This window comes from Bacillus sp. NPDC077027 (assembly GCF_050269555.1).
GTDB lineage: Bacteria > Bacillota > Bacilli > Bacillales > Bacillaceae > Bacillus.
This window is the reverse complement of the sequence record NZ_JBNNIO010000003.1, coordinates 609302-630181: the sequence shown is the minus strand read 5'-3', so window position 1 is coordinate 630181 and position 20880 is coordinate 609302. Positions and strand designations below refer to the sequence as shown.

The following is a 20880-nucleotide window of genomic DNA, read 5'->3' as shown; positions in this document are numbered from 1 at the left end:
CTAAACAAGCTCTTTCGTATCTTCTAATTTAACTGATACGAGTTTAGATACACCTGATTCCTGCATGGTGACACCATATAGTACATCCGCCTCTTCCATCGTTCCTTTACGGTGTGTAATGACAATAAATTGTGTTTCCTCGCTATACTTCTTTAAATACTGTGCGAAACGGAACACGTTAGCTTCATCAAGTGCCGCTTCAACTTCATCAAGCACACAAAATGGGACTGGTCGCACTTTTAATATCGAGAACAGTAGTGCAATCGCTGTTAATGCCCTCTCCCCGCCTGAAAGTAAGCTGAGGTTTTGAAGTTTCTTCCCTGGAGGCTGTGCAACGATTTCGACACCTGAGTTCAGAAGATCGTTTGGTTCTGTGAGACGAAGGTCAGCTCTTCCACCACCAAACAATGCTTGGAAGACTGTTTCAAAGTGCATTCGAATTTGAGAGAACGTTTCAGAAAATCGTTTTGTCATTTCCTGATCCATCTCATCAATCACTTGAAATAAGGTGTTTTTCGCCTCAGTCAGATCATCGCGTTGTTCTGTTAAGAAGAGAAATCGTTCGTTGACCCTTTCGAATTCGTCGATGCTTCCAAGATTGACCGTTCCTAGTTCTTCAATGGCTAACTTGATGAGTTTTACTCGTTTTCTCGCTTCATCTGGTTCAAAACTCAACTGATGCATTTCTTTCGCTCCCTCGAACGAGAGAGCATACTCTTCTCTGAGGTAGGCAATAAGATTATCAAGCTCTACTTCCATACGTCCAAGCTTAATTTCCTCATCTTTTAAACTTGTTGTTAATTGCTTATACAAACGTTTTTGTTCTTTTAATTCTCTTTCAGCAAATTCTAAGCCTTCCGAAAGCTCCATACGTTGCTTCCGTCTAGCTGAGATCAGCTCAGTCGTTTTATTTTTGTCATGCAACTTTTCTTTCGCCGCTTCTTCAAGCTGCTCTGCACCACTTGAGCTAGAGTTCATTTCACTATTTAAAAGTGACAAATCCTCTTTTATTTCAACAAGTGCCTGTTCTGCCTCTTGTAGTTCGTCTGTTAAAGCAGACAGTTTTTCCTGTTCGTTCGCAAGGGATTGCTCTTTTTTCGCAAGGTTGACTTTGAGCTCTGTTAATTCAGAAGTAATCGCTTCTTTCGTAGTGCTTTGTGTCTGTTTACGTTTAGTGAGTGTTTCTATTTCTTGATCAAGGTTTGTGAGCTTGTCAGCAATTGACACTTCTAAAATAAGCAGTTCCTTGTCCTTCTGTGCTGACTCATTGGCGCGTATACCTAGTTCTTCTTTTTCTTGATCATATAATTCAAGGTGTGAATTGATATTTTTTTCTGCCACTTGCAGTTCATAGAGCTTCCCTCTAAGTTCTTGCTGCTTTTCTCTTAGAGCTTCTCCATTTTGGCGAAGATCATTCAAGTGGACTTCTGCTTCTGAAATGGATTGTTTGATGTCTTTCGTTTCTTTTTCCAGAATAGACGTTTTCTCTTCCATTTGTGTGAGCTGCTTTGTAATCGTTTCGATCTCTCTATTCCTTGAAATAAGCGAATTGTTCTTTTTTTTGACGCCGCCTCCTGTCATCGAGCCTCCAGGATTCACGATATCTCCATCAAGTGTCACAATCCGGTAACGATGACCAAGTAGCTTCGCTAATTCATTGGCTCCTTTTAATTCCTTGACAATCAAGACAGTACCGAGTAAATTTCGAATCACATTTTGATAGGTGATGTCATATGAAACTAGCTCACTTGCAACACCGATAAATGATTCATGTCGAACGGCCGTTTCAACATCTCGATGTTGAACTGTTCGCTCTTTAATGACTGCCCTTGGTAAAAATGTCGCTCGTCCAAAGGAGTGCTGTTTCAAATAGCCAATGGCCATACGTGCTGAAGCCTCGTTTTCAGTCACAATGTGCTGGGCAGCTCCACCTAAGGCTATTTCAATCGCTGTCTCATATTGCTGATGTGTGGTAATGAGCTCTGCAATCGCACCATGAATCCCTTCAAGCTTGTTCTTTGCCTTTAATACTTCTTTGACACCTTGGAAAAAGCCCGCAAAATCTTCCTGCATGGATTCAAGCATCTCTTTTTTCGATTTTGCCTGTTGAACATATTGGTACGCTTGGTATAAAGCAGATTCTTTCTTGTCGTATTGGCGTTTCATGTGCTCAAGTTTTTGTTCTCTGTCTCTGAAACGTTTGACTTGATCCAAAATCTCTTCTTCTACCTTTGAGATATCTTGTTCACACGCTTCTTTGTTCTCTTGAACTGCCTCACGTTCTTCGATATGTTTCTGATTATTTAGAGTCAAGCGATCCAATTGTACGGTTGCCTGCTTCTCTTGATCTTGAAGTAGCTTTCGTTCATTGCGAATCGAAGCTTGTTCATTTAATAAATCGAAATAATCGCTTTTCAGTTGTTCAATTTGACCTTCAACATCCTCGCTATGAAGAGTGAGCTGATGCTGAGCAGCTTTGACTTCATCCTTTAACCTTTGCACTTCTTCTCGCAAGCGGTCACGCGTGATTTGCTGCAGGGCAATCTTTTTATTCAATGTTTGTTGTTTATTAGATAAACGGACCACCGTTTCTTCTAGTTGCCCTTGGTTGGCTGCAGCATTTTTTTTGCGTTCTTTTAGGACTTCTTTTTTCCCTTCAAGCTTTTCTAATTCTTCACTTGTGAAAAGCAAAACTTGCTGAAGATCATCAATCGATTCATCGAGTGCCTGAATTTTATCTCTTGCCTCTTCGATCTTTGCTTCCTTCGTCTGAATGTCTGTTGCTTGTCTCAGTTCATCATTCTTTAACTGATCAACAGTTCTACCAAGGCTCGTCCACTTTTCATTCAGTTCTTCTATATCATGCACTGTTAGTGCGATTTCAACGTTTTCAAGCTCTTCTTTTTTGGCTAAATAATCTTTTGCGATAGACGCTTGGATTTTAAGCGGCTCTACTTGATCCTCGAGTTCATGAAGAATATCTTCTACTCTATTTAAATTATCCTGTGTTTCAAACAGTTTGTTCTCTGCTTTTTTCTTTCTTGTTTTATATTTCAACACGCCTGCGGCTTCTTCAAAAATGCTTCTTCTCTCTTCTGCCTTACTTGATAAAATCTCTTCTACTTTCCCTTGACTAATAATCGAAAATGCTTCTTTGCCGAGTCCTGAATCCATGAAAAGGTCAATGATATCCTTTAAACGAACGGATTGATTATTAATCAGAAATTCGCTTTCACCAGAACGATAAACCCTTCTTGTGACACTGACTTCGTGGAAGTCAATCGGCAAAAAGTGATCCTCGTTATCGAGCGTTAAAGTCACCTCAGCAAGATTCACTCGTTTTCTAGAGTCACTTCCTGCAAAAATGATATCTTCCATTTTCCCTCCGCGAAGGCTTTTGGCAGATTGCTCACCTAATACCCAGCGAATTGCATCTGTAATATTACTCTTACCGCTTCCATTCGGTCCAACAACAGCTGTAACCCCTTTAACAAAATCGACGGTCACTCGTTGTGCAAATGATTTAAATCCTATCACGTCTAAACGTTTGAGGAACATGAGAGTGATCCTCCTTATGTATTTAAAGTACTATCATCTTACCATATGATATGACAAAAGATGACCGAAAACAGAGTGAAATCCCCCTAAACTGACAAGGGGGATTTTATTGACTCATATGGTGTTTCTGCAACTTAGCAAGTGCTTCCTGTGCAGCATGCTGTTCTGCTTCTTTTTTAGACCGTCCATTTCCAATCCCGAGCACTTCGCCTCGTAGTGAGACATCTGCTTCAAATTCACGATTATGAGCAGGTCCTTTTTCATGAAGAATCCGATACTCAAGAACACCCTTACCATCTCGTTGAACGAATTCTTGGAGCTGGCTTTTAAAGTCCATCACATGAGAGAAAGCCCCGTCATTGATTTTCGGATAAACGAATTTTTCTAAGAAATATTCGACTGGCTCGAGTCCCTGATCTAGATAAAGCGCACCAATAAATGCTTCAAATACATCAGCTAAAAGTGCGGGACGTTTCCTTCCGCCTGTCATTTCTTCCCCTTTCCCTAATAGGACAAGGTCACCAAAGGAAAGTTCGTGAGCAAGTGAAACAAGTGATGGCTCACACACGATGGCAGCTCTTAATTTTGTCAAATCTCCCTCACTCATAGCTGGATATTTGGCAAATAAAAATTGAGAAATGGTCAATTCAAGTACAGCATCTCCCAAAAATTCAAGACGTTCATTGTCTTCATATGGCTTTTTGCGATGTTCATTTACATATGAAGAATGTGTAAATGCTTGATAAAGGAGTTTTTCGTTTTTAAAGTGTACTGAAATACGCTGTTGAAAATCTTTGAACTGCTCTAGTTTTTTGTTGTGTTTATGTTTGTCTTTATAGTGCGAATGTCTTGGCATAACAACCTCCAGTTAGGCTTATTCGCCTTTAAACTTACTCTTTCATCATCATGGAAGAATCTCTCTTTCTACATGCGGGGAAACCCATGCTCCCAGCATCTGAAAAAGGCTGACCATTCATCCGGTAGACTTCGATGAAACTAACATAAATTTTCAAAGTCCCGTCTCGAGTAGACGGGACTTTTTTACACTTATTGCTGTTTATTTATGTAGTTCACAGCGTCACCGACTGTTGCAATTTTTTCAGCATCTTCGTCAGAAATTTCCATATCGAACTCATCTTCAAGTTCCATAACTAGCTCAACTACATCTAGGGAATCAGCGCCTAAATCTTCTTTAAATGAAGCTTCCATTTTCACGTCAGCCTCATCAACGCCAAGGCGGTCTATAATAATTTTTGTTACACGCTCTAATACGTCTGCCATTGCCTTTCACCTCCCCTCAAGTATTATAGTTGATTCGTTTTTAAAAAACTAGAGAAAACAGCATGAAATTTTGATATTTCTTAGGACATGACCATTCCACCATCAACTTGAATGGTTTGACCTGTAATATAACCCGCTTTTTCTGAAGCTAAAAACATGACAACACTGCTAATATCTTCAGGTGCGCCAAAGCGTGCGAGTGGAATTTGTTTTAGCATTTCTGTTTGAACATTCTCTGCTAGCTTGTCTGTCATATCTGTAGAAATAAAACCAGGGGCTACAGCATTTACGGTAATATTTCGGCTAGCAAGTTCTTTTGCTGTTGTTTTTGTGAGCCCGATGACTCCTGCTTTTGCAGCGACATAGTTGGCTTGTCCAGGGTTACCACATATGCCAACAACAGAAGCAACATTGATGATTCTTCCGTTTTTTTGTTTCATCATTTGGCGAGTCACTGCTTTTGTGCAGTTAAAGACACCCTTTAAGTTTATGTTAATGACATCATCCCATTCATTTTCTTTCATTCTCATCAACAGATTGTCTCTTGTGATCCCTGCATTATTCACTAAGATGTCAATAGAACCGAATGTATGAACTGTTTCCTTCATTAAAGCTTGTACTTCTTCTGCATTGGACACATCCGCTTTAAGTGCAAAAGCCTTTTGTCCAAGTGCTTTAATTTCATCAACTACTTCGTTTGCTTTGGCTTCATTTCCAGAATAATTCACCACAACATTTGCACCGTTTTTCGCTAGATCCATTGCAATAGCTCTTCCGATGCCACGAGATGCTCCAGTAACGATCGCTGTTTTATTTGAAAGCATTACTGTTCCCCCTTTATTGTTTGAATCGCTGCTTCGATGGTTTCTTTATCTGAAACGGCAATGGTTGTTAAACGTCGATTGACTTTTTTCACAAGTCCAGAAAGAACTTTGCCAGGCCCGATTTCAATGAATGTCGTCACACCTAAATCAATGAGACGTTCAACACTTTCTTCAAATCGAACAGGTGAATACAGTTGTTCGATTAATTTCGTTTGAATTTCTTTATGGTCTGTTAACACATCAGCTGTCACATTTGAGATAATTGGTGTTTTCGCATCTTCAATATTGATTTTTGCCAATACATCCTCAAATTTTACTGCTGCTGGTTTCATCAGTGCCGAATGAAAAGGTCCACTCACTTCGAGTGGAATGGCACGCTTCGCACCTTTTTCTTTTGCCTTTTCAGAAGCAAGCTCAACGCCCTTTGCTGTACCAGAAATAACAATTTGTCCAGGACAGTTCAGATTTGCCAGTCCAACAAGGTGACCACTTTCTGTCACTTCGTTTGTAACGTCAAGAAGAGCTTCTTGATCCAAGCCTAAAATCGCTGCCATTGCTCCTTCACCAGCGGGAACGGCTTCATTCATTAATTCTCCACGTTTTCTGACAGAATAGACTGCATCTTTAAAAGAAAGCGCACCGGCGGCAACTAAAGCGGTATACTCTCCGAGGCTATGTCCTGCTGCATAGTCTGCTTGAATGCCGCTTTCCTCAAATTTTTTCAAGATTGCAATACTTGTTGTTAAAAGAGCTGGCTGCGCATTATAAGTAAGTGTTAATTCATTTGCATCGCCTTCAAAAATCATAGTTGAAAGATCCAGACCAAGTGTTTGATTTGCTTCTTCAAACACCGCTTTAGAAGTGATCTCCTGATCAAATAAATCCTTTCCCATTCCAATCTTTTGAGAGCCTTGACCAGGGAATAAAAATGCGATTTTACCCATGCTGTTTACCTCCATTACGACTCATTTGTTTTTTCTTTTTGTACCTCTTGATGAATAATGGCCGAAACGTCTTTTTCAACGATGTTGCGAGCTTGACGAATCGCATGGAATATAGCATTTTCGTCAGAAGAACCATGTGCTTTAATCACAGGTGCTTTTAAACCAAACAAAGCTGCTCCACCATATTCAGAGTAATCCATTTTCGCTTTCATCTGCATGAGTTTTGGTTTCATCATGCCGGCTGCAATTTTTGCTGTAAAACTTGACGTTAGTGTCTCTTTTAGCATTTTAAACACAGAAAGTGCTGTGCCTTCAATTGTTTTTAACGCAATGTTACCTGTAAAACCGTCAGTTACAACAACATCGGCGACTCCTTCAAGTAAGTCTCTAGATTCGACGTTCCCAATAAAATTGACATTTGATTCTTTTAATAAGTCAAATGCTTTTTTCGTAAGGTCATTCCCTTTTTTATCTTCTGTTCCAACGTTTAAAAGTCCAACACGAGGATTGCTTTTTGGAAAAACACGCTCTGCATAGATAGAGCCCATCATGGCATATTGCACAAGGTGCTCTGGTTTTGCATCTACGTTTGCACCTACATCAAGTAATAGGAACCCGCTACCATCAAGTGTTGGCAGTGTCGGGGCAAGTGCTGGACGATCAATTCCATCGATTCGACCCACAATAAAAAGACCCGCTGTCATAAGCGCCCCCGTGTTGCCTGCGGAAATGCAGGCATCTGCTCTACCTTCAGAGACTTCCTGCGCCATTTTGACCATTGAAGAGTCTTTTTTACGTCTAACAGCACGTACAGGTTCATCTGTCGGTTCAATGACCTCTTTTGCATCTAAGATCGTGATGCGTTCATGGTCTGTTATGTATTGCTTGATTTTTTCTTCATCGCCGACAAGTGTTATTTCAACATCTTGAAACGTTGCTAAGCTCTTTTGCACACCGTCAATGATTGCTTTAGGGGCATGATCTCCCCCCATTGCGTCAACTGCAATTTTCATTTTATGTGCCACCTTTTATTTTTGTTTTGAGCGATACATGACAAAGTCACCTGAGAAAACGACTTCCTCACCCACATAGCTGTTTACTTCAACAACTGTTCTGCCCTTTTCTTTATCATGTGAGATCACTTTCGCTTTGGAGACGACCCGTTCTCCTTGCTTGACCTGTCTTGTAAAACGAATATTCGCTTTTGCTGTTAGGGCAAGTTCATCATCAATCACAGCAACTGCAAGTGAGTTTGCTTGTGCAAAGAGATGATGACCTCGTGCAATTTGATTACGGCTGAATACATGTTCTTTTCTTACTTCAAAAATGGAGATGGCTTGATCGTCAAGTTCTACGTCGATCATCTCTCCAATGACTTCATCCAGCGGAAGGGATTTGACTTCATCCTCTAATGTTTTTTCGGCAACATGTTTGATTCTTTCACGCAATTCAGGGATCGACAGCTCCAAACGGTCAAGACGAACAGTCTGTATGCTGACACTGAATTTGTTTGCCAATTCCTCATCAGTAATGAACGGAGTCGAGCTGATTGTTTGCTGAAGGAGTCGTTGACGTTCTTTTTTGTTTAGTTTCATATGCAGACACCATCCGTACATTTATGACTAGGTACTAATAGTAGTATATAATTACATAGATTATAAATCAATCCTTGTTTCAAAAAGACAAGAAAAATTCTCCAATTTTTTCTAAATCAGCTCAACTTTTCTCCGTCCAGTACACCGCTTGATAATAACGTTTGACGCAAATGATCGTATTCAGGGTCTGTCCAAAACGCTTCTGAGGCGACGAGTTCCGCAGCATCTCTTCGTGCTGTTTCAAGTGCTCTGTAATCATGGACCATGTCGGCAACCTTAAACTCCGGCATCCCGCTTTGCTTTTTGCCAAAGAAGTCACCAGCCCCCCTTAATTCTAAATCCTTTTCAGACAGTTCAAAGCCATCTGTTGTTTCTGACATGATTCTCATACGTTCTTTTCCCGTTTCCGATTTTGGATCAGCCATTAAAATACAAAAGGATTGGTGCTCCCCCCTGCCGACACGTCCTCTGAGCTGGTGAAGCTGAGACAAACCGAAACGATCGGCATCATAAATCACCATAATGGTGGCATTTGGTACGTTTACACCTACTTCAACAACTGTCGTTGACACGAGAATTTGGACCTCATTCGCTGTGAAGGCTCTCATGACCTGATCTTTCTCATCTGATGCAAGTTTCCCATGCATTAAACCAATCTTCCATTTCCCCTCATATGCATGTGTGAGCATACTATGGACATCAATGGCGTTTTGCACATCAAGTTTGTCTGATTCTTCTATGAGCGGACAAATGATATATGCCTGCCTTCCCTTCCTTAATTCCTTATCCACAAAGGAAAGAATCCGGTCGAGCATGTCGTGTTTGACCCAATATGTTTCGATCTGCTTTCTTCCAGCAGGTAGCTCGTCAATGACAGAAACATCCATCTCGCCAAATACGGTAATGGCAAGTGTTCTTGGAATCGGTGTAGCTGTCATGAAAAGGACATCAGGATCTTGTCCTTTACTGCGTAGTTTTTTTCGTTGCTCTACACCAAAGCGATGTTGCTCATCTGTAATCACGAGCCCAAGGCGTTGAAATTCGACTTCATCTTGTATCAGTGCATGTGTGCCAACTAAAATATCAATTTCCCCCTGTTTCAGCCGCTCAAGCAGCTCTCTTCTCCGTTTTCCTTTGACAGAGCTTGTTAAAAGCGCAATATTTAATCCCCATTTCTCAAACAACACATAAAGTGAATCAGCGTGCTGCTCTGCTAAGATTTCTGTTGGAACCATTAGTGCTCCTTGGAATCCAGATAAGTGAGCAGCATAAAGAGAAATGGCTGCAACAGCCGTTTTCCCAGAGCCTACATCACCTTGCAATAATCGATTCATTGGATAAGGAGATGCCATGTCTGCCATCATTTCATCAAGCACTCTCTCCTGCGCTTTTGTTAAAGGGAACGGCAGACTTTGCACAAATTTAAATACAGCATCTTTAGAAAATGAGTGTTGGACACCTTTGGTTTGTTCGCGCTCCATTTTTCGAACGGCTTGCATTTTCAGCTGAAACATTAAGAATTCTTCGTATACAAAACGGCGCCTTGCTTGTTTGAGAGCGTCTCGCGTTTCTGGGAGGTGAATGGCCTTAACTGCTTCTTGATAGGAAGCGAGCTTATAAGCAAATAGAAGCCTCTCCGGCAGCGGGTCATGTGCATCATCCAAATAGAGAGAGATTGCTTGTTTGACATAGCGCCTCATCATCTTGACTGTGACGTTCTCCTTGACTGAATAAACAGGTTCAATGCTACCGTCTTGTTCATGTGTACCTTTTTTAAATTCCTGAACCATAATGGATTGGCGGTTTTTATCCCATTTACCAGTGACGGAAACAACATCACCTAGCGTTAGACTGCGTTTCAAGTAAGCGCGATTAAAACAAATCGCTGTAATAAGAAAACGACCGACAAGCAGCCTGAAAGTCAGCCTGCTTCGTTTCTTTCCATAATAGGTGAGGACTGGCTCACTGTGTACTTTCCCCTCCACCGTTACACGTTCATCGTGTTTCACTTCCTCTAAGTTCCGAAGTTCATAATCATCATAACGATAAGGAAAGTAGCCGAGAAGATCAGCTATTGTATAAATTCCAAGCTCGTTCATCGTTTTTTCTGTTTCTGTACCAATTCCTTTTAAGACAGAGATTTTATCTTGCAGGTTCTGTGTCACGAGATGATGTCACACCTCCGAAAATTTTCTTCTCTAATTCTCTACCCGTAGGTGTTGCAGCAAGACCTCCTTGGGCGGTCTCTCTAAGTGCAGTTGGCATTGTTTGCCCGATTTTATACATTGCATCAATCACTTCATCACATGGAATGCGGCTTGTAATACCAGCAAGCGCCATGTCAGCTGCAATCATCGCATTTGAAGCACCCATCGCATTTCGTTTCACACATGGCACTTCAACAAGCCCTGCTACTGGGTCGCAAACAAGGCCTAGCATGTTTTTCAAGGTAATCGCCATGGCTTCAGCACACTGTTGCGGTGTACCTCCTGCCATTTCAACAATTGCCGCTGCCGCCATACCTGATGCAGAGCCTACCTCTGCCTGACAGCCGCCAGCTGCTCCAGAAATACTTGCATTATTCGCTACAACAAAACCAAACGCTCCTGATGTGAACAAGAATCGAACCATTTGCTCTGTAGTCGGCTTCAGTGTTGCTTTAACTGCAAATAATGTCCCCGGTACAACCCCTGCCGATCCTGCTGTTGGTGTCGCACAAATCGTCCCCATTGCCGCGTTGACCTCATTTGTTGCTACGGCTTTACTGACTGCATCTAAAATTGTATGACCTGAAAGGCTACGACCTGATGCAATGTATGCTTGAAGCTTTACTGCATCTCCACCAGTTAAGCCTGATAGTGACTTCACACCTTTCAGTCCTTTTTCGACTGCCTGTTCCATTACTTCAAGATTCCGCGTCATTTGAGTGAAAATTTCTTCTCTTGACCTACCTGTTATTTCCATTTCCTGGGTTATCATGATTTCTGAAATGGAGGTATTTCGTTCTTCTGTCAGCTGTATGAGTTCCTTTACGTTCTTAAACATGTGCAAACCTCCTGTCGTTACTCCGCAATTTGTGTCACTTGAATGATATTTGGTAATGTTTCAAGCTCTGATAAGACAGCTGGGTCAATGTTTTGATCAACCTCAATCGTCATTAACGCTTCTTGTCCTACTTCTTTACGTGCCACTTCCATGTGACCAATATTAATCGCAAATTTCGCTAGGACATTTGCAACCGCCGCAATCGTGCCATATCGATCATTGTGTACAACAAGAATGGCTGGGTGATTTCCCGATAGCTTCAACTCGAAGCCATTTAATTCTGTAATTTCTATCTTTCCACCGCCGATTGAAATACCTGTTAGTTCAAGTTTGCCATTCGCATCAGAAATTTCAACTCTAGCTGTATTCGGATGAGCTGGTACTGCATCCTCTTCCTTGAATACAATGTCAATTCCTTTACGATTTGCAATATCAATCGCTGTTTTGATTCTTTCATCAAACGTGTCAAAATCAAGGACGCCCCCGATGATCGCAACATCTGTCCCATGACCTTTATAGGTGTCTTTAAAAGAACCATAAAACGAAACGACAATTCGCTTCGGTTCCCTTCTAAATAAACTGCGGGCAACTCTTCCAATTCGTGCTGCACCCGCTGTGTGCGAGCTTGATGGACCAATCATTACAGGCCCAATAATATCAAACACACTTCTATATTTCATTAGGAATTCTCCTCTCATTCTTCAACAAACTGTATCGTCTCTTCCTTCAGACTAATCGATCCTTCTTGTCACCGCAACTGATTTAAACCGTTACCGTGCATGTAAAAAAAAGAATAGAAGGGCTCTTATGCCCTTCTATCTTTACTCAACAGCAATAATATATGAATAAAGTGGCTGTTTTCCGTTATGGACTTCAACCTCTATATCTTCAAAAGATTCTTCAATAAAGGCTTCAAGTGCTTCCGTTTCTTCTAATGAGGCATCTTCACCTTGGATAAGGGTGACAATTTCATCATCCTCTGTGACCATCTGAGACAGCAGATCTTTCGCTGCTTGTAATTGATCTTTTGCAGTCAGTGTGATTTTGCCGTTTAAAAGCCCCATGTAATCGCCTTTTTCAATATCAATCCCATCAATTTGTGTATCCCTTACAGCAAAGGTGATTTGACCGCTTTTAACATGTTCAATCGCTTCTAGCATAGCTGCTTCATTTTCTTCATGCGAAGCTGTTTCATTGAGAGAAAGAAGGGCTGACATTCCTTGAGGAACAGTTTTCGTCGGAATCACGATGACCTCACAACTGGAGACGCTTGCCGCCTGTTTAGCTGCCATGACAATATTAGAATTATTAGGTAAAATAAAGACGGTTTCGGCATTTACGCTATCAATTGCTTTGACAATATCTTCAGTACTTGGATTCATCGTTTGTCCACCTTCAATGACAACAGAAGCCCCGATACTTTTAAATAAGTCAGAAATCCCTTCTCCCATTGCAACACTTACGACGCTATAGCGCTGCTTTTCAGTAGCTGGTGTTTCCTTTTGAACTGGCGCGGTATTCTTTTCTTCATTGACGATGGAGCTGTGCTGCTCTCTCATGTTCTCTATCTTCATGTTGATTAAGTCGCCATAGCGCTGCGCATATGATAACACTTCTCCTGGCTGCTCAGCATGAATGTGAACTTTCGCTAAAGTGTCGTCTGCCACAACAAGAAGAGAATCACCAAAACGGCTCAAATCCTCTCTGAATGCATCTTCTTCGAAAGCCTGTTTATCTCCTTCGAATTTGACCATAAATTCAGTACAATAGCCATATTCTATGTCTTCTGTATTCATGTGACTTTGTGCGCTTTTATGATGCTCTGCACTGACGAGCTCTTTTAAAGTAGGTAATGACGCTGTCTTTGGCAAAGCTTCCCCTTTGAGAGAAGCAAGGAAACCTTCATAGACATAAAGAAGCCCCTTACCGCCACTATCGACAACCCCTACTTCTTTTAACACTGGAAGGAGATCTGGGGTGCGTTCAAGTGACGCCTTAGCTTCTTCAATCGTAAGCTCAAGCACACGCTCGATGTCTTCTTCTGCTACCGATACAGCAACCGCTTTCTTTGCTGCATCTTTAGCAACTGTCAAGATCGTACCTTCGATAGGCTTCATTACCGCTTTATATGCTGTATCTACTCCAGCCTGCAAAGCAAGTGCAAATTCCTTAGCATCAATCGTTTCTTTTGGTTCGATATATTTGCTGAATCCTCTGAAGAGTTGTGAAAGGATTACGCCCGAATTTCCCCGTGCGCCCATCAGCAGTCCCTTTGACAAGGCGATCCCAACTTTACCGATATGGTCAATATTTATTTCTTCAACAGCCTTTGCACCTGACGTCATCGACAAGTTCATATTTGTTCCTGTGTCTCCATCTGGCACTGGAAAAACGTTTAACGCATCGACAATTTGTGCGTTTTGAGAAAGATGGTGTGCACCTGCAAGAATCATTTTTGCAAATGTCCTGCCATCAAGATTTCTAATAGACAATATTTTTCCTCCTTACTACGGGTTCGTAACTTTTACTCCTTGTACATAAATGTTAACTGACTCAACAGAAAGTCCGACCGTATGATGAATCGTATATTTGACTTTTGTTTGAACGTTATGTGCGACTTCTGAAATTTTCGTACCGTAGCTTACAATGATGTACATATCAATATGAATTCGGTCTTCTTCTTGGCGCACAAGAACACCCCGGCTGAAATTCTCTTTACGGAGAATATCCGTCAAGCCGTCCTTAATTTGATTTTTGGACGCCATGCCGACAATACCATAGCAATCGATCGCAGCGCCTCCTGCCACCATTGCAATGACTTCATTTGATATATCAATTTGCCCGTACTTCGTTCTGAGTTCAATGGACACATTGGTTCCCCCTTTTTGAGAAATTGCCCTGAGTTATCACTATTTTACTATAAGACCCTTCTTTTTAAAAGAAATCATTCAATCCGACCCAATCCTACTTATACTATAGCCAGATCATTTTTTCAAGATGTCAAGGTATTTTTCTTGAAAGCAAGTGAAACAATCCTTGCAAACCCCTAGAAGCTGTGTTAAATTATTAAAGTATCTTGAGGTATCTCTAAGAACGTATATGAATAATGATGATGTTTTCGCAGTTAGGAGGGAAACAAATGGCACGTAAATGCGTAATTACAGGCAGAAAAACGAAAGCTGGGAACAATCGTTCTCACGCAATGAACTCTTCAAAACGTACTTGGGGCGCGAACGTTCAAAAAGTTCGTATTCTAGTGGACGGTAAGCCTAAAAGAGTATATGTATCAGCTCGAGCTTTGAAATCTGGTAAAGTTGAGCGTGTATAAGCAAAGTTAAACGCCTGCTACACTTTTGTTGTAGCAGGCGTTTTTATGTGGAAAATAAGACAGATTTCTGATCAATCTTTCTTAAATGAACCAAGCATCGCGCGGACAATGCCGCCGAGAAACCTAGGCAATTTGATGGTATAAAATTTCATTTTGTCCCCCTCCTAAAAGTACCGCTTGCAGCACCATTGAACTTAATTGCCATCCACTTTCGATAGGTTGGTCAATCTTTACTTCTTATCATTATTAATATGCCGTCATGAAAAGAAAAAGTACCACTTGAGTGGATGAGTTCGTTACTAATACATAGTGTGGAACCCGGCTCAATATGACAATTTTTAAGAGGATATTTGAAACCTTTTAAAGTTAGGTTTTCAACACTTGTTCCAAACGGAAGGAAAGAGACATACTTTTTGTCTGGATCATTCTTTATCTCATATGAGCCTGGTGAAAACATTTGAATGATATTTTGCTTGTCTATGAGGAAAACAGGCTGCTGATGTTTAATGCCTTTATACAGTAGCTGAAGGTTACCAAGGAAATGATCCGCTCTTCCGCCAGTGATGCCATATATTTGAATGAACGTAGGTTTTTGCTTAATCGCCCAGTCTAAAGCAAGTTCAAGATCTGTTTGGTCTTTCTCAGCCTGAAACAGGTGTAATGCTGGAAGTTGTTTTTGTAGATCGCGTAGCTCTTGTTCTGTCACACTATCAAAATCACCAAATGCTTCGGTTGGCACGATATGATTCTCTAATAAATAAAGCGTCCCACGATCTACACCAACCCAGCATACTTCACTTTTGGTATGTTCGGTTTGAAGAGGCGGTATATATTCAAAAGGACCGCCAGCCACGATATTTATTTGCATAAAATACGCTCCTTTTCACCTAAAAAAAGAACCAAAGATCAATAAGACTTTGGTTCTATGCTTCTCTAATTGCCGTAATCGCTTCCGCACGGTTTTCTTTTCCGTATATGGCTGATCCAGCCACAAGCATATTGGCCCCTGCTTCCTTACAGTTTTTTGCCGTTGCTTCGCTGACACCGCCATCAATTTCAATTAACAAATTCGTTAATCCTTTTTGCTCACTCATCTCTTTCAACTCTTTCACCTTTGTGAGCACAGAGGGAATGAAGGCTTGCCCACCAAAACCTGGATTCACCGTCATGAAAAGAACAAGATCAACGTCATCTAAAACATGCTGAATATGTGAAACAGGTGTGTGTGGATTTAACACAACACCTGCTTTTACCCCTTGCTCTTTTATGAATTGAATGGTGCGATGAAGGTGAGGACAGGCTTCAACATGAACAGAAATAATATCTGCACCCGCTTTAGCAAACGCAGGAATATAACGATCTGGTTCTTCAATCATCAAATGAACGTCAAGCGGAAGCTTTGTATGAGGCCTTACCGCTTCAACAATAAGTGGACCAAACGTTATATTCGGTACAAAATGACCGTCCATCACATCAATATGAATATAATTTGCTCCGCCTTGCTCCACATCTCGAATGTCTTTTCCTAAGTTTGCAAAATCAGCTGATAAAATGGAAGGTGCAATATAAACCATTGTTTAGTACCTCGGCTTTCTGTCTTTAATTTCTGCTAAAAATTCTAAATAATGCTGATAGCGATATTTCTTCAACAGACCATCCTCTACAGCTTGCTTGACTGCACAGCCAGGCTCTTTCACATGCAGACAGCCTCTAAATTTACAATTTTCACTTGCTTCTTGGATTTCTAAAAAATATAGACCTAAATCCTCAGCTTCAATACCTGTAAATTCAAGCGAACTAAATCCCGGTGTATCAGCTACGAGTCCATTTGCTGTATGAATGAGCTCAACATGCCTTGTCGTATGTTTCCCCCTGCCAAGATGGGAAGAGATGTGATTTGTTTTCAGTTCTAATTCAGGACTGATGGCGTTTAGCAACGAAGATTTCCCTACACCAGACTGCCCTGCAAATACAGTAATTTTTTGATAGAAATGTGGCGTGAGCTTTTCTAATCCATCCCCTTCAATGGTAGAGGTTAAATGGACATCATAACCGATGCTTCGATAATCTTCTGCATATGCTTGGATGGTCTTTCGTTCGTCTTCTGTCTTTAATAAGTCGATTTTGCTAATGCAAATAATGGGCTTAATGTCGTTTGCTTCTACAAGAACAAGGAAGCGGTCTAAAAGTGACGTGCTAAAGGTTGGCTCTGTTGCAGAAAATACGAGAACGGCTTGGTCTACGTTACTAATCGGTGGCCTAACCAACTCATTGGTGCGCTCTTTGATTTCGAGTAAGTACCCTTCTTTATCATTGTCTGCTTGGTAAACGACATAATCGCCTACAAGCGGAGTCACTTTATTTTTCCGAAAAATCCCTCTTGCTCTACATTGAATGATTCTGCCTTTTTTTTCAGATTCATCCAACACATAATAAAATCCGCTCAACGCTTTAATAATTTTGCCCTCAGGCATAAAGTCCCTCCTTTATTCATCATCAGGATATTCTATCGTTTTAGAGCTCACTACTTTGTCATCAACCGTCACTTGATAGTAGCCCTTTTGTCCAGGTTCAATTTTAAATTTAATTGTTCGCTGGGCTGGTGCTGTGATTTTAAAGCTTTCATATAAATCTGAAATGCTGTGCTCTGCATCATCAATCGATATTTGAACATTCATTTCTTGACCTTCAGTTTCTGGCTCATATGGAATTGTGATTTTTTCAGTCACGGTTTTCACCGGTTTTTCCTTCGGTCCTAAAGAGAATGTCACCTTTACCGTATCACCTGGTTTTACCTCAGTCCCTGCTTCCGGCTCTTGCTTCACGACCTCACCTTTTGGTACATCATCCGAATAAGCTTCTTTTTCATCAAGCTTTAAGCCATTGTCTTCTAGATAATTAGACGCAGCCTGTTTGCTGTATGTGGTTAAGTCGCGCAATGTAATAGCTGCTGGCCCGATGCTGACAGTTAATGTGACTTCTTCATCTGCTGCTACAAGCTCAGTTCCCGCAGATGGCTTCTGGTTCATGACAATACCTGATTCCGTCTCATTATCATTGACTTCCTCAATGATCACATGTTTAAACCCTTTTTTCTCTAACAATTCTTTCGCATCATCAATCTTTTGGCCTGTTACATCCGATAATTCTGTTTTTTCTTTTCCAGAGCTTTGATATAACTGAATTTCGGTTCCTTCTTTTACCTTTGTCCCTATTTTCGGATCCGTTTTTACAATAAGACCCTCTTCAATTTTATCATCTGCAACCTCTATTGGTTCAGGATCAACCGTAAAACCGGCTTTTAAAAGCGCTGTTTCTGCTTTTTCAACAGTCATTCCAGATACATCAACCACTTCTACGTCCTTAGGAAAAAGAAGTCCAGGGAACACTGTTACCGCGAGGATCACTGCTGTTGTTAAAATGAATAGTATCGACGCAAGCACCCACGGCCATTTTTTTCGCTTCTTCTTTGATTTTTCAGCTTGTTTCCCTTTTTTCTTTGGCTTTTCCACTGGATGTACTGCCGTTTTTTCATCATCTGTATCTAGCGGGTGATCTTTAATGATCGGTATCGCTTTTGTTGCTTCTTGATCCTCTTCGATTTTAAACCGCTTTTCGTTCAGTCTTGCAGGATCAAACACTGTTTTTAAGTCTTGCTGCATTTCAGATGCGTCTTCATATCTATAAAATGGATCTTTTGCCATTGCTTTTAGAATGATGTTTTCAACACTTTGGGGAACAGTTGGATTCCACCTTTTCACCGATGGCGGTTCGGATTGTAAATGTTTCAGTGCTACACTGACCGCTGATTCCCCTTCAAATGGCATCCGTCCTGAAATGAGTTCGTATAACACAATGCCCAATGAGTAAATATCTGATTTTTTCGTTGCAAGTCCGCCGCGCGCTTGCTCTGGAGACAGATAATGAACCGAGCCAAGAACAGAGTTTGTATGCGTAATGGTTGCTGAGCTAAGCGCCATTGCAATACCGAAATCAGTGACTTTAATGTTGCCCATATGGTCAATTAATATATTGTGAGGTTTGATGTCTCTATGGACGAGCTGCTTCCGGTGTGCTTCATCCATCGCTGATGTGATTTGTTCCATGATACGAACAGCTTCTTTTGGATGAAGTGGACCATTGGCATGTATGTATTCTTTAAGAGTCATCCCTTCGACATATTCCATCACAATGTAGTAAATATCATCTTCTTCGCCTACATCATAAATGCTGACAATGTTTGGATGATCTAGACTTGCAGCTGATTGCGCTTCCCGTCTAAACCGCCTAATAAAATCGTCATCACTTGCAAAGTCAAAGCGCAGAATTTTAATTGCGACTTCACGATCTAAGATCATATCCTCAGCCAAATAAACATTTGCCATACCGCCTCCGCCGATTACGCGAAGAATCTGATAACGGCCGCTGATCCTTTTTCCGATCAACACTTGCTGTCACCCTCTTCTTTTTGGGAGGAGATTTCTAACAGTACTGCTGTAATGTTATCTTCACCGCCGTTGTCATTCGCTGTTTGAATTAACTCGGTTACCTTCTCGCTAGGTGCAGTCATTTGCTTCAGGATATCAATGATCTTTTCCTGTTCGACCTTATTTGACAAACCGTCAGAGCAAAGCAAGAGCTGATCTTCAGGGTCAACTTCAAATGTATGTGCGTCAATTTGCACCAAATGATCTGTTCCAAGTGCCTTTGTAAGAACGTTTTTCCTTGGATGATATTCAGCATCTGCTTTGGAAATTTCACCTGTTTTGACAAGTTCATTTACAAGAGAATGATCCTCCGTTAATTGGGTTAACGCTCCTTCTCTCATTAAATAACAGCGACTATCGCCGATATGAGCAATTGTGACCGTTTGCAGATTGACAAGCGCGCATACAATGGTTGTTCCCATTCCTTGGCATTCTTCATTAGTTCTGGCGTGTTCATATACCTGTTGATTAATGTCGCCAATTTTAGAAATAAGCCAGGTTTCTTTATCCGCTGGCTTGTTTGGAATCATTGTTTCTTCTTCCCAATATTCTTTTAAAGAAGAGACTGCCATCTTGCTGGCAACATCACCAGCAAGATGACCACCCATCCCATCTGCAACTACAGCTAGGAGTGTATCTTCTTTTGCTTCAAAAATTCCTGCATTATCTTCGTTATGCTGACGGACTTTTCCTGTATCTGTTTGAAAGGCTGCCCTTATCAACATTCGTCACCTCGTCTCTTCCTGACGCTCCTTCGCTCTAAGCTGACCGCAAGCAGCATCAATATCGTGGCCTTGCTCTCTTCTAATTGTTACGTTGACTCCACGTTCTTTTAATGTTTTTTCAAAGAGGAAGATTTGTTCTCTAGGTGTTCTGACATAATCTCTTTCTGGTACATAGTTTACTGGAATGAGATTGACGTGGCATTTGATTCCCTTTAGTAATTCTGCTAATTCTTCAGCATGCTCAACCTGGTCATTTACGCCGCCAAACAGACCATATTCAAAGCTCACACGTCTGCCTGTTTTGTTGATATAGTATTCAATAGCTTCCATTAGCATTGGTAATTTGTATGCCTTATTGATCGGCATCAGGCGACTTCTAATATCCGTATTCGGTGCATGTAGAGAAACAGCAAAGTTGATTTGCAATTGTTCATCTGCAAATTGATAAATTTTTGGGATGATGCCGCTTGTCGATACAGTGATGTGACGTGCACCAATATTGAGGCCACCGTCATGATTAATAATTTTAAGGAACGCAAGCATTTCATCAAAGTTATCAAATGGTTCACCAATTCCCATGATGACAACCGAGCTTACTCGTTCATCTGTTTCATCAAGTGCTTGCTGCACTTTGACAACCTGCGCAACGATTTCCCCAGCTTCAAGATTTCGTTTTAAACCACCTAAAGTTGATGCACAGAATGTACACCCAATGCGACAACCAACTTGTGTTGTGACACAAACAGAATTTCCGTACTCATGACGCATTAGGACCGTTTCAATTGTATAACCATCGTACAATTCGAATAAAAATTTAATGGTGCCATCTTGAGATGTTTGCTTAATAACCGTCTTTAATGTCGTGATGACAAAATAGTCATTTAGCTTTTCACGCAGCTCTTTTGAAAGATTTGTCATCTTATCAAAAGATGCTACACGCTTTTCATAAAGCCATTCAAATATTTGTGTGGCTCTAAACGGCTTCTCTCCTTGCTCTTTTAACCATTCTTTTAACTCGTCAAGTTCAAATGAGTAGATGGATGGCATTTCCGTTCTCAGTTCTTTTCTGATTTTTTGTTTTTGTTCAGTCATT

At 41.0% G+C, this 20880-nt stretch carries 20 protein-coding genes; 1 reads left to right on the top strand and 19 read right to left on the bottom strand.

The window, feature by feature from the left end; genetic code table 11:
- The 12 genes from smc to ACQKEZ_RS13605 form a co-directional block, all read right to left on the bottom strand.
- Complete coding sequence (smc, locus tag ACQKEZ_RS13660; RefSeq protein WP_427301574.1) at nt 1-3558, bottom strand: chromosome segregation protein SMC; 3558 nt, start codon at nt 3556-3558, stop codon at nt 1-3.
- A 106-nt stretch (nt 3559-3664) separates the two neighbouring features.
- Nucleotides 3665-4414, bottom strand: coding sequence for a ribonuclease III (gene rnc / locus ACQKEZ_RS13655; RefSeq protein WP_427301572.1), 750 nt, complete (start codon nt 4412-4414; stop codon nt 3665-3667).
- A 191-nt stretch (nt 4415-4605) separates the two neighbouring features.
- Complete coding sequence (gene acpP, locus ACQKEZ_RS13650) at nt 4606-4839, bottom strand: acyl carrier protein (protein WP_427301570.1); 234 nt, start codon at nt 4837-4839, stop codon at nt 4606-4608.
- 80 nt (nt 4840-4919) lie between these two features.
- A complete protein-coding gene (gene fabG / locus ACQKEZ_RS13645) occupies nt 4920-5663 on the bottom strand; it encodes a 3-oxoacyl-[acyl-carrier-protein] reductase (RefSeq protein WP_427301568.1) in 744 nt (247 codons plus the stop codon).
- A complete protein-coding gene (gene fabD / locus ACQKEZ_RS13640; RefSeq protein WP_427301566.1) occupies nt 5663-6607 on the bottom strand; it encodes an ACP S-malonyltransferase in 945 nt (314 codons plus the stop codon). The genes fabG and fabD overlap by 1 nt, the downstream gene beginning before the upstream one ends.
- A gap of 14 nt (nt 6608-6621) precedes the next feature.
- Nucleotides 6622-7620: a phosphate acyltransferase PlsX gene (gene plsX, locus ACQKEZ_RS13635; protein WP_427301565.1), complete on the bottom strand. Its 999-nt coding sequence runs from the start codon at nt 7618-7620 to the stop codon at nt 6622-6624.
- A 15-nt stretch (nt 7621-7635) separates the two neighbouring features.
- Nucleotides 7636-8202, bottom strand: coding sequence for a transcription factor FapR (gene fapR / locus ACQKEZ_RS13630; protein ID WP_427301563.1), 567 nt, complete (start codon nt 8200-8202; stop codon nt 7636-7638).
- A 116-nt stretch (nt 8203-8318) separates the two neighbouring features.
- Nucleotides 8319-10367 carry an ATP-dependent DNA helicase RecG gene (gene recG, locus ACQKEZ_RS13625; RefSeq protein ID WP_427301561.1) on the bottom strand — a complete coding sequence of 683 codons (2049 nt, stop codon included), beginning with the start codon at nt 10365-10367 and terminating at the stop codon, nt 8319-8321.
- Entirely contained in the window at nt 10345-11247 is a 903-nt protein-coding gene (gene sdaAA, locus ACQKEZ_RS13620; protein ID WP_427301560.1) for an L-serine ammonia-lyase, iron-sulfur-dependent, subunit alpha, read from the bottom strand. Before sdaAA ends, recG begins: the two co-directional genes overlap by 23 nt.
- 17 nt (nt 11248-11264) lie before the next feature.
- The gene (sdaAB, locus tag ACQKEZ_RS13615; protein ID WP_427301559.1) at nt 11265-11927 is read right to left on the bottom strand and encodes an L-serine ammonia-lyase, iron-sulfur-dependent subunit beta; all 663 of its coding nucleotides are present in this window, start codon (nt 11925-11927) and stop codon (nt 11265-11267) included.
- A 141-nt stretch (nt 11928-12068) separates the two neighbouring features.
- Nucleotides 12069-13739, bottom strand: coding sequence for a DAK2 domain-containing protein (locus ACQKEZ_RS13610; protein WP_427301558.1), 1671 nt, complete (start codon nt 13737-13739; stop codon nt 12069-12071).
- Between the two features lie 15 nt (nt 13740-13754).
- Complete coding sequence (locus ACQKEZ_RS13605) at nt 13755-14117, bottom strand: Asp23/Gls24 family envelope stress response protein (protein WP_427301557.1); 363 nt, start codon at nt 14115-14117, stop codon at nt 13755-13757.
- A gap of 269 nt (nt 14118-14386) precedes the next feature.
- On the opposite strand from ACQKEZ_RS13605, the gene rpmB reads away from it, so the two are divergent.
- Complete coding sequence (rpmB, locus tag ACQKEZ_RS13600; protein WP_427301556.1) at nt 14387-14575, top strand: 50S ribosomal protein L28; 189 nt, start codon at nt 14387-14389, stop codon at nt 14573-14575.
- Nucleotides 14576-14646: 71 nt separating this feature from the next.
- Here the strand turns inward: rpmB and spoVM are convergent, their stop codons facing one another.
- From spoVM to rlmN, 7 genes are all read right to left on the bottom strand, one after another.
- Nucleotides 14647-14727, bottom strand: a complete 81-nt coding sequence (gene spoVM / locus ACQKEZ_RS13595) for a stage V sporulation protein SpoVM (RefSeq protein WP_008354550.1) — start codon at nt 14725-14727, stop codon at nt 14647-14649.
- Nucleotides 14728-14798: 71 nt separating this feature from the next.
- The gene (locus tag ACQKEZ_RS13590; protein WP_427301555.1) at nt 14799-15443 is read right to left on the bottom strand and encodes a thiamine diphosphokinase; all 645 of its coding nucleotides are present in this window, start codon (nt 15441-15443) and stop codon (nt 14799-14801) included.
- Nucleotides 15444-15498: 55 nt separating this feature from the next.
- Nucleotides 15499-16149 (bottom strand): ribulose-phosphate 3-epimerase, encoded by a 651-nt coding sequence (gene rpe / locus ACQKEZ_RS13585; RefSeq protein WP_427301554.1) that lies wholly within the window; start codon nt 16147-16149, stop codon nt 15499-15501.
- A gap of 3 nt (nt 16150-16152) precedes the next feature.
- Complete coding sequence (gene rsgA, locus ACQKEZ_RS13580; RefSeq protein ID WP_427301553.1) at nt 16153-17049, bottom strand: ribosome small subunit-dependent GTPase A; 897 nt, start codon at nt 17047-17049, stop codon at nt 16153-16155.
- A 12-nt stretch (nt 17050-17061) separates the two neighbouring features.
- Nucleotides 17062-19023 carry a Stk1 family PASTA domain-containing Ser/Thr kinase gene (pknB, locus tag ACQKEZ_RS13575; RefSeq protein WP_427301552.1) on the bottom strand — a complete coding sequence of 654 codons (1962 nt, stop codon included), beginning with the start codon at nt 19021-19023 and terminating at the stop codon, nt 17062-17064.
- Nucleotides 19017-19787, bottom strand: coding sequence for a Stp1/IreP family PP2C-type Ser/Thr phosphatase (locus ACQKEZ_RS13570; protein WP_427301551.1), 771 nt, complete (start codon nt 19785-19787; stop codon nt 19017-19019). The genes pknB and ACQKEZ_RS13570 overlap by 7 nt, the downstream gene beginning before the upstream one ends.
- 3 nt (nt 19788-19790) lie before the next feature.
- Complete coding sequence (gene rlmN, locus ACQKEZ_RS13565; protein ID WP_427301549.1) at nt 19791-20879, bottom strand: 23S rRNA (adenine(2503)-C(2))-methyltransferase RlmN; 1089 nt, start codon at nt 20877-20879, stop codon at nt 19791-19793.
- Nucleotide 20880 lies beyond the last annotated feature (1 nt).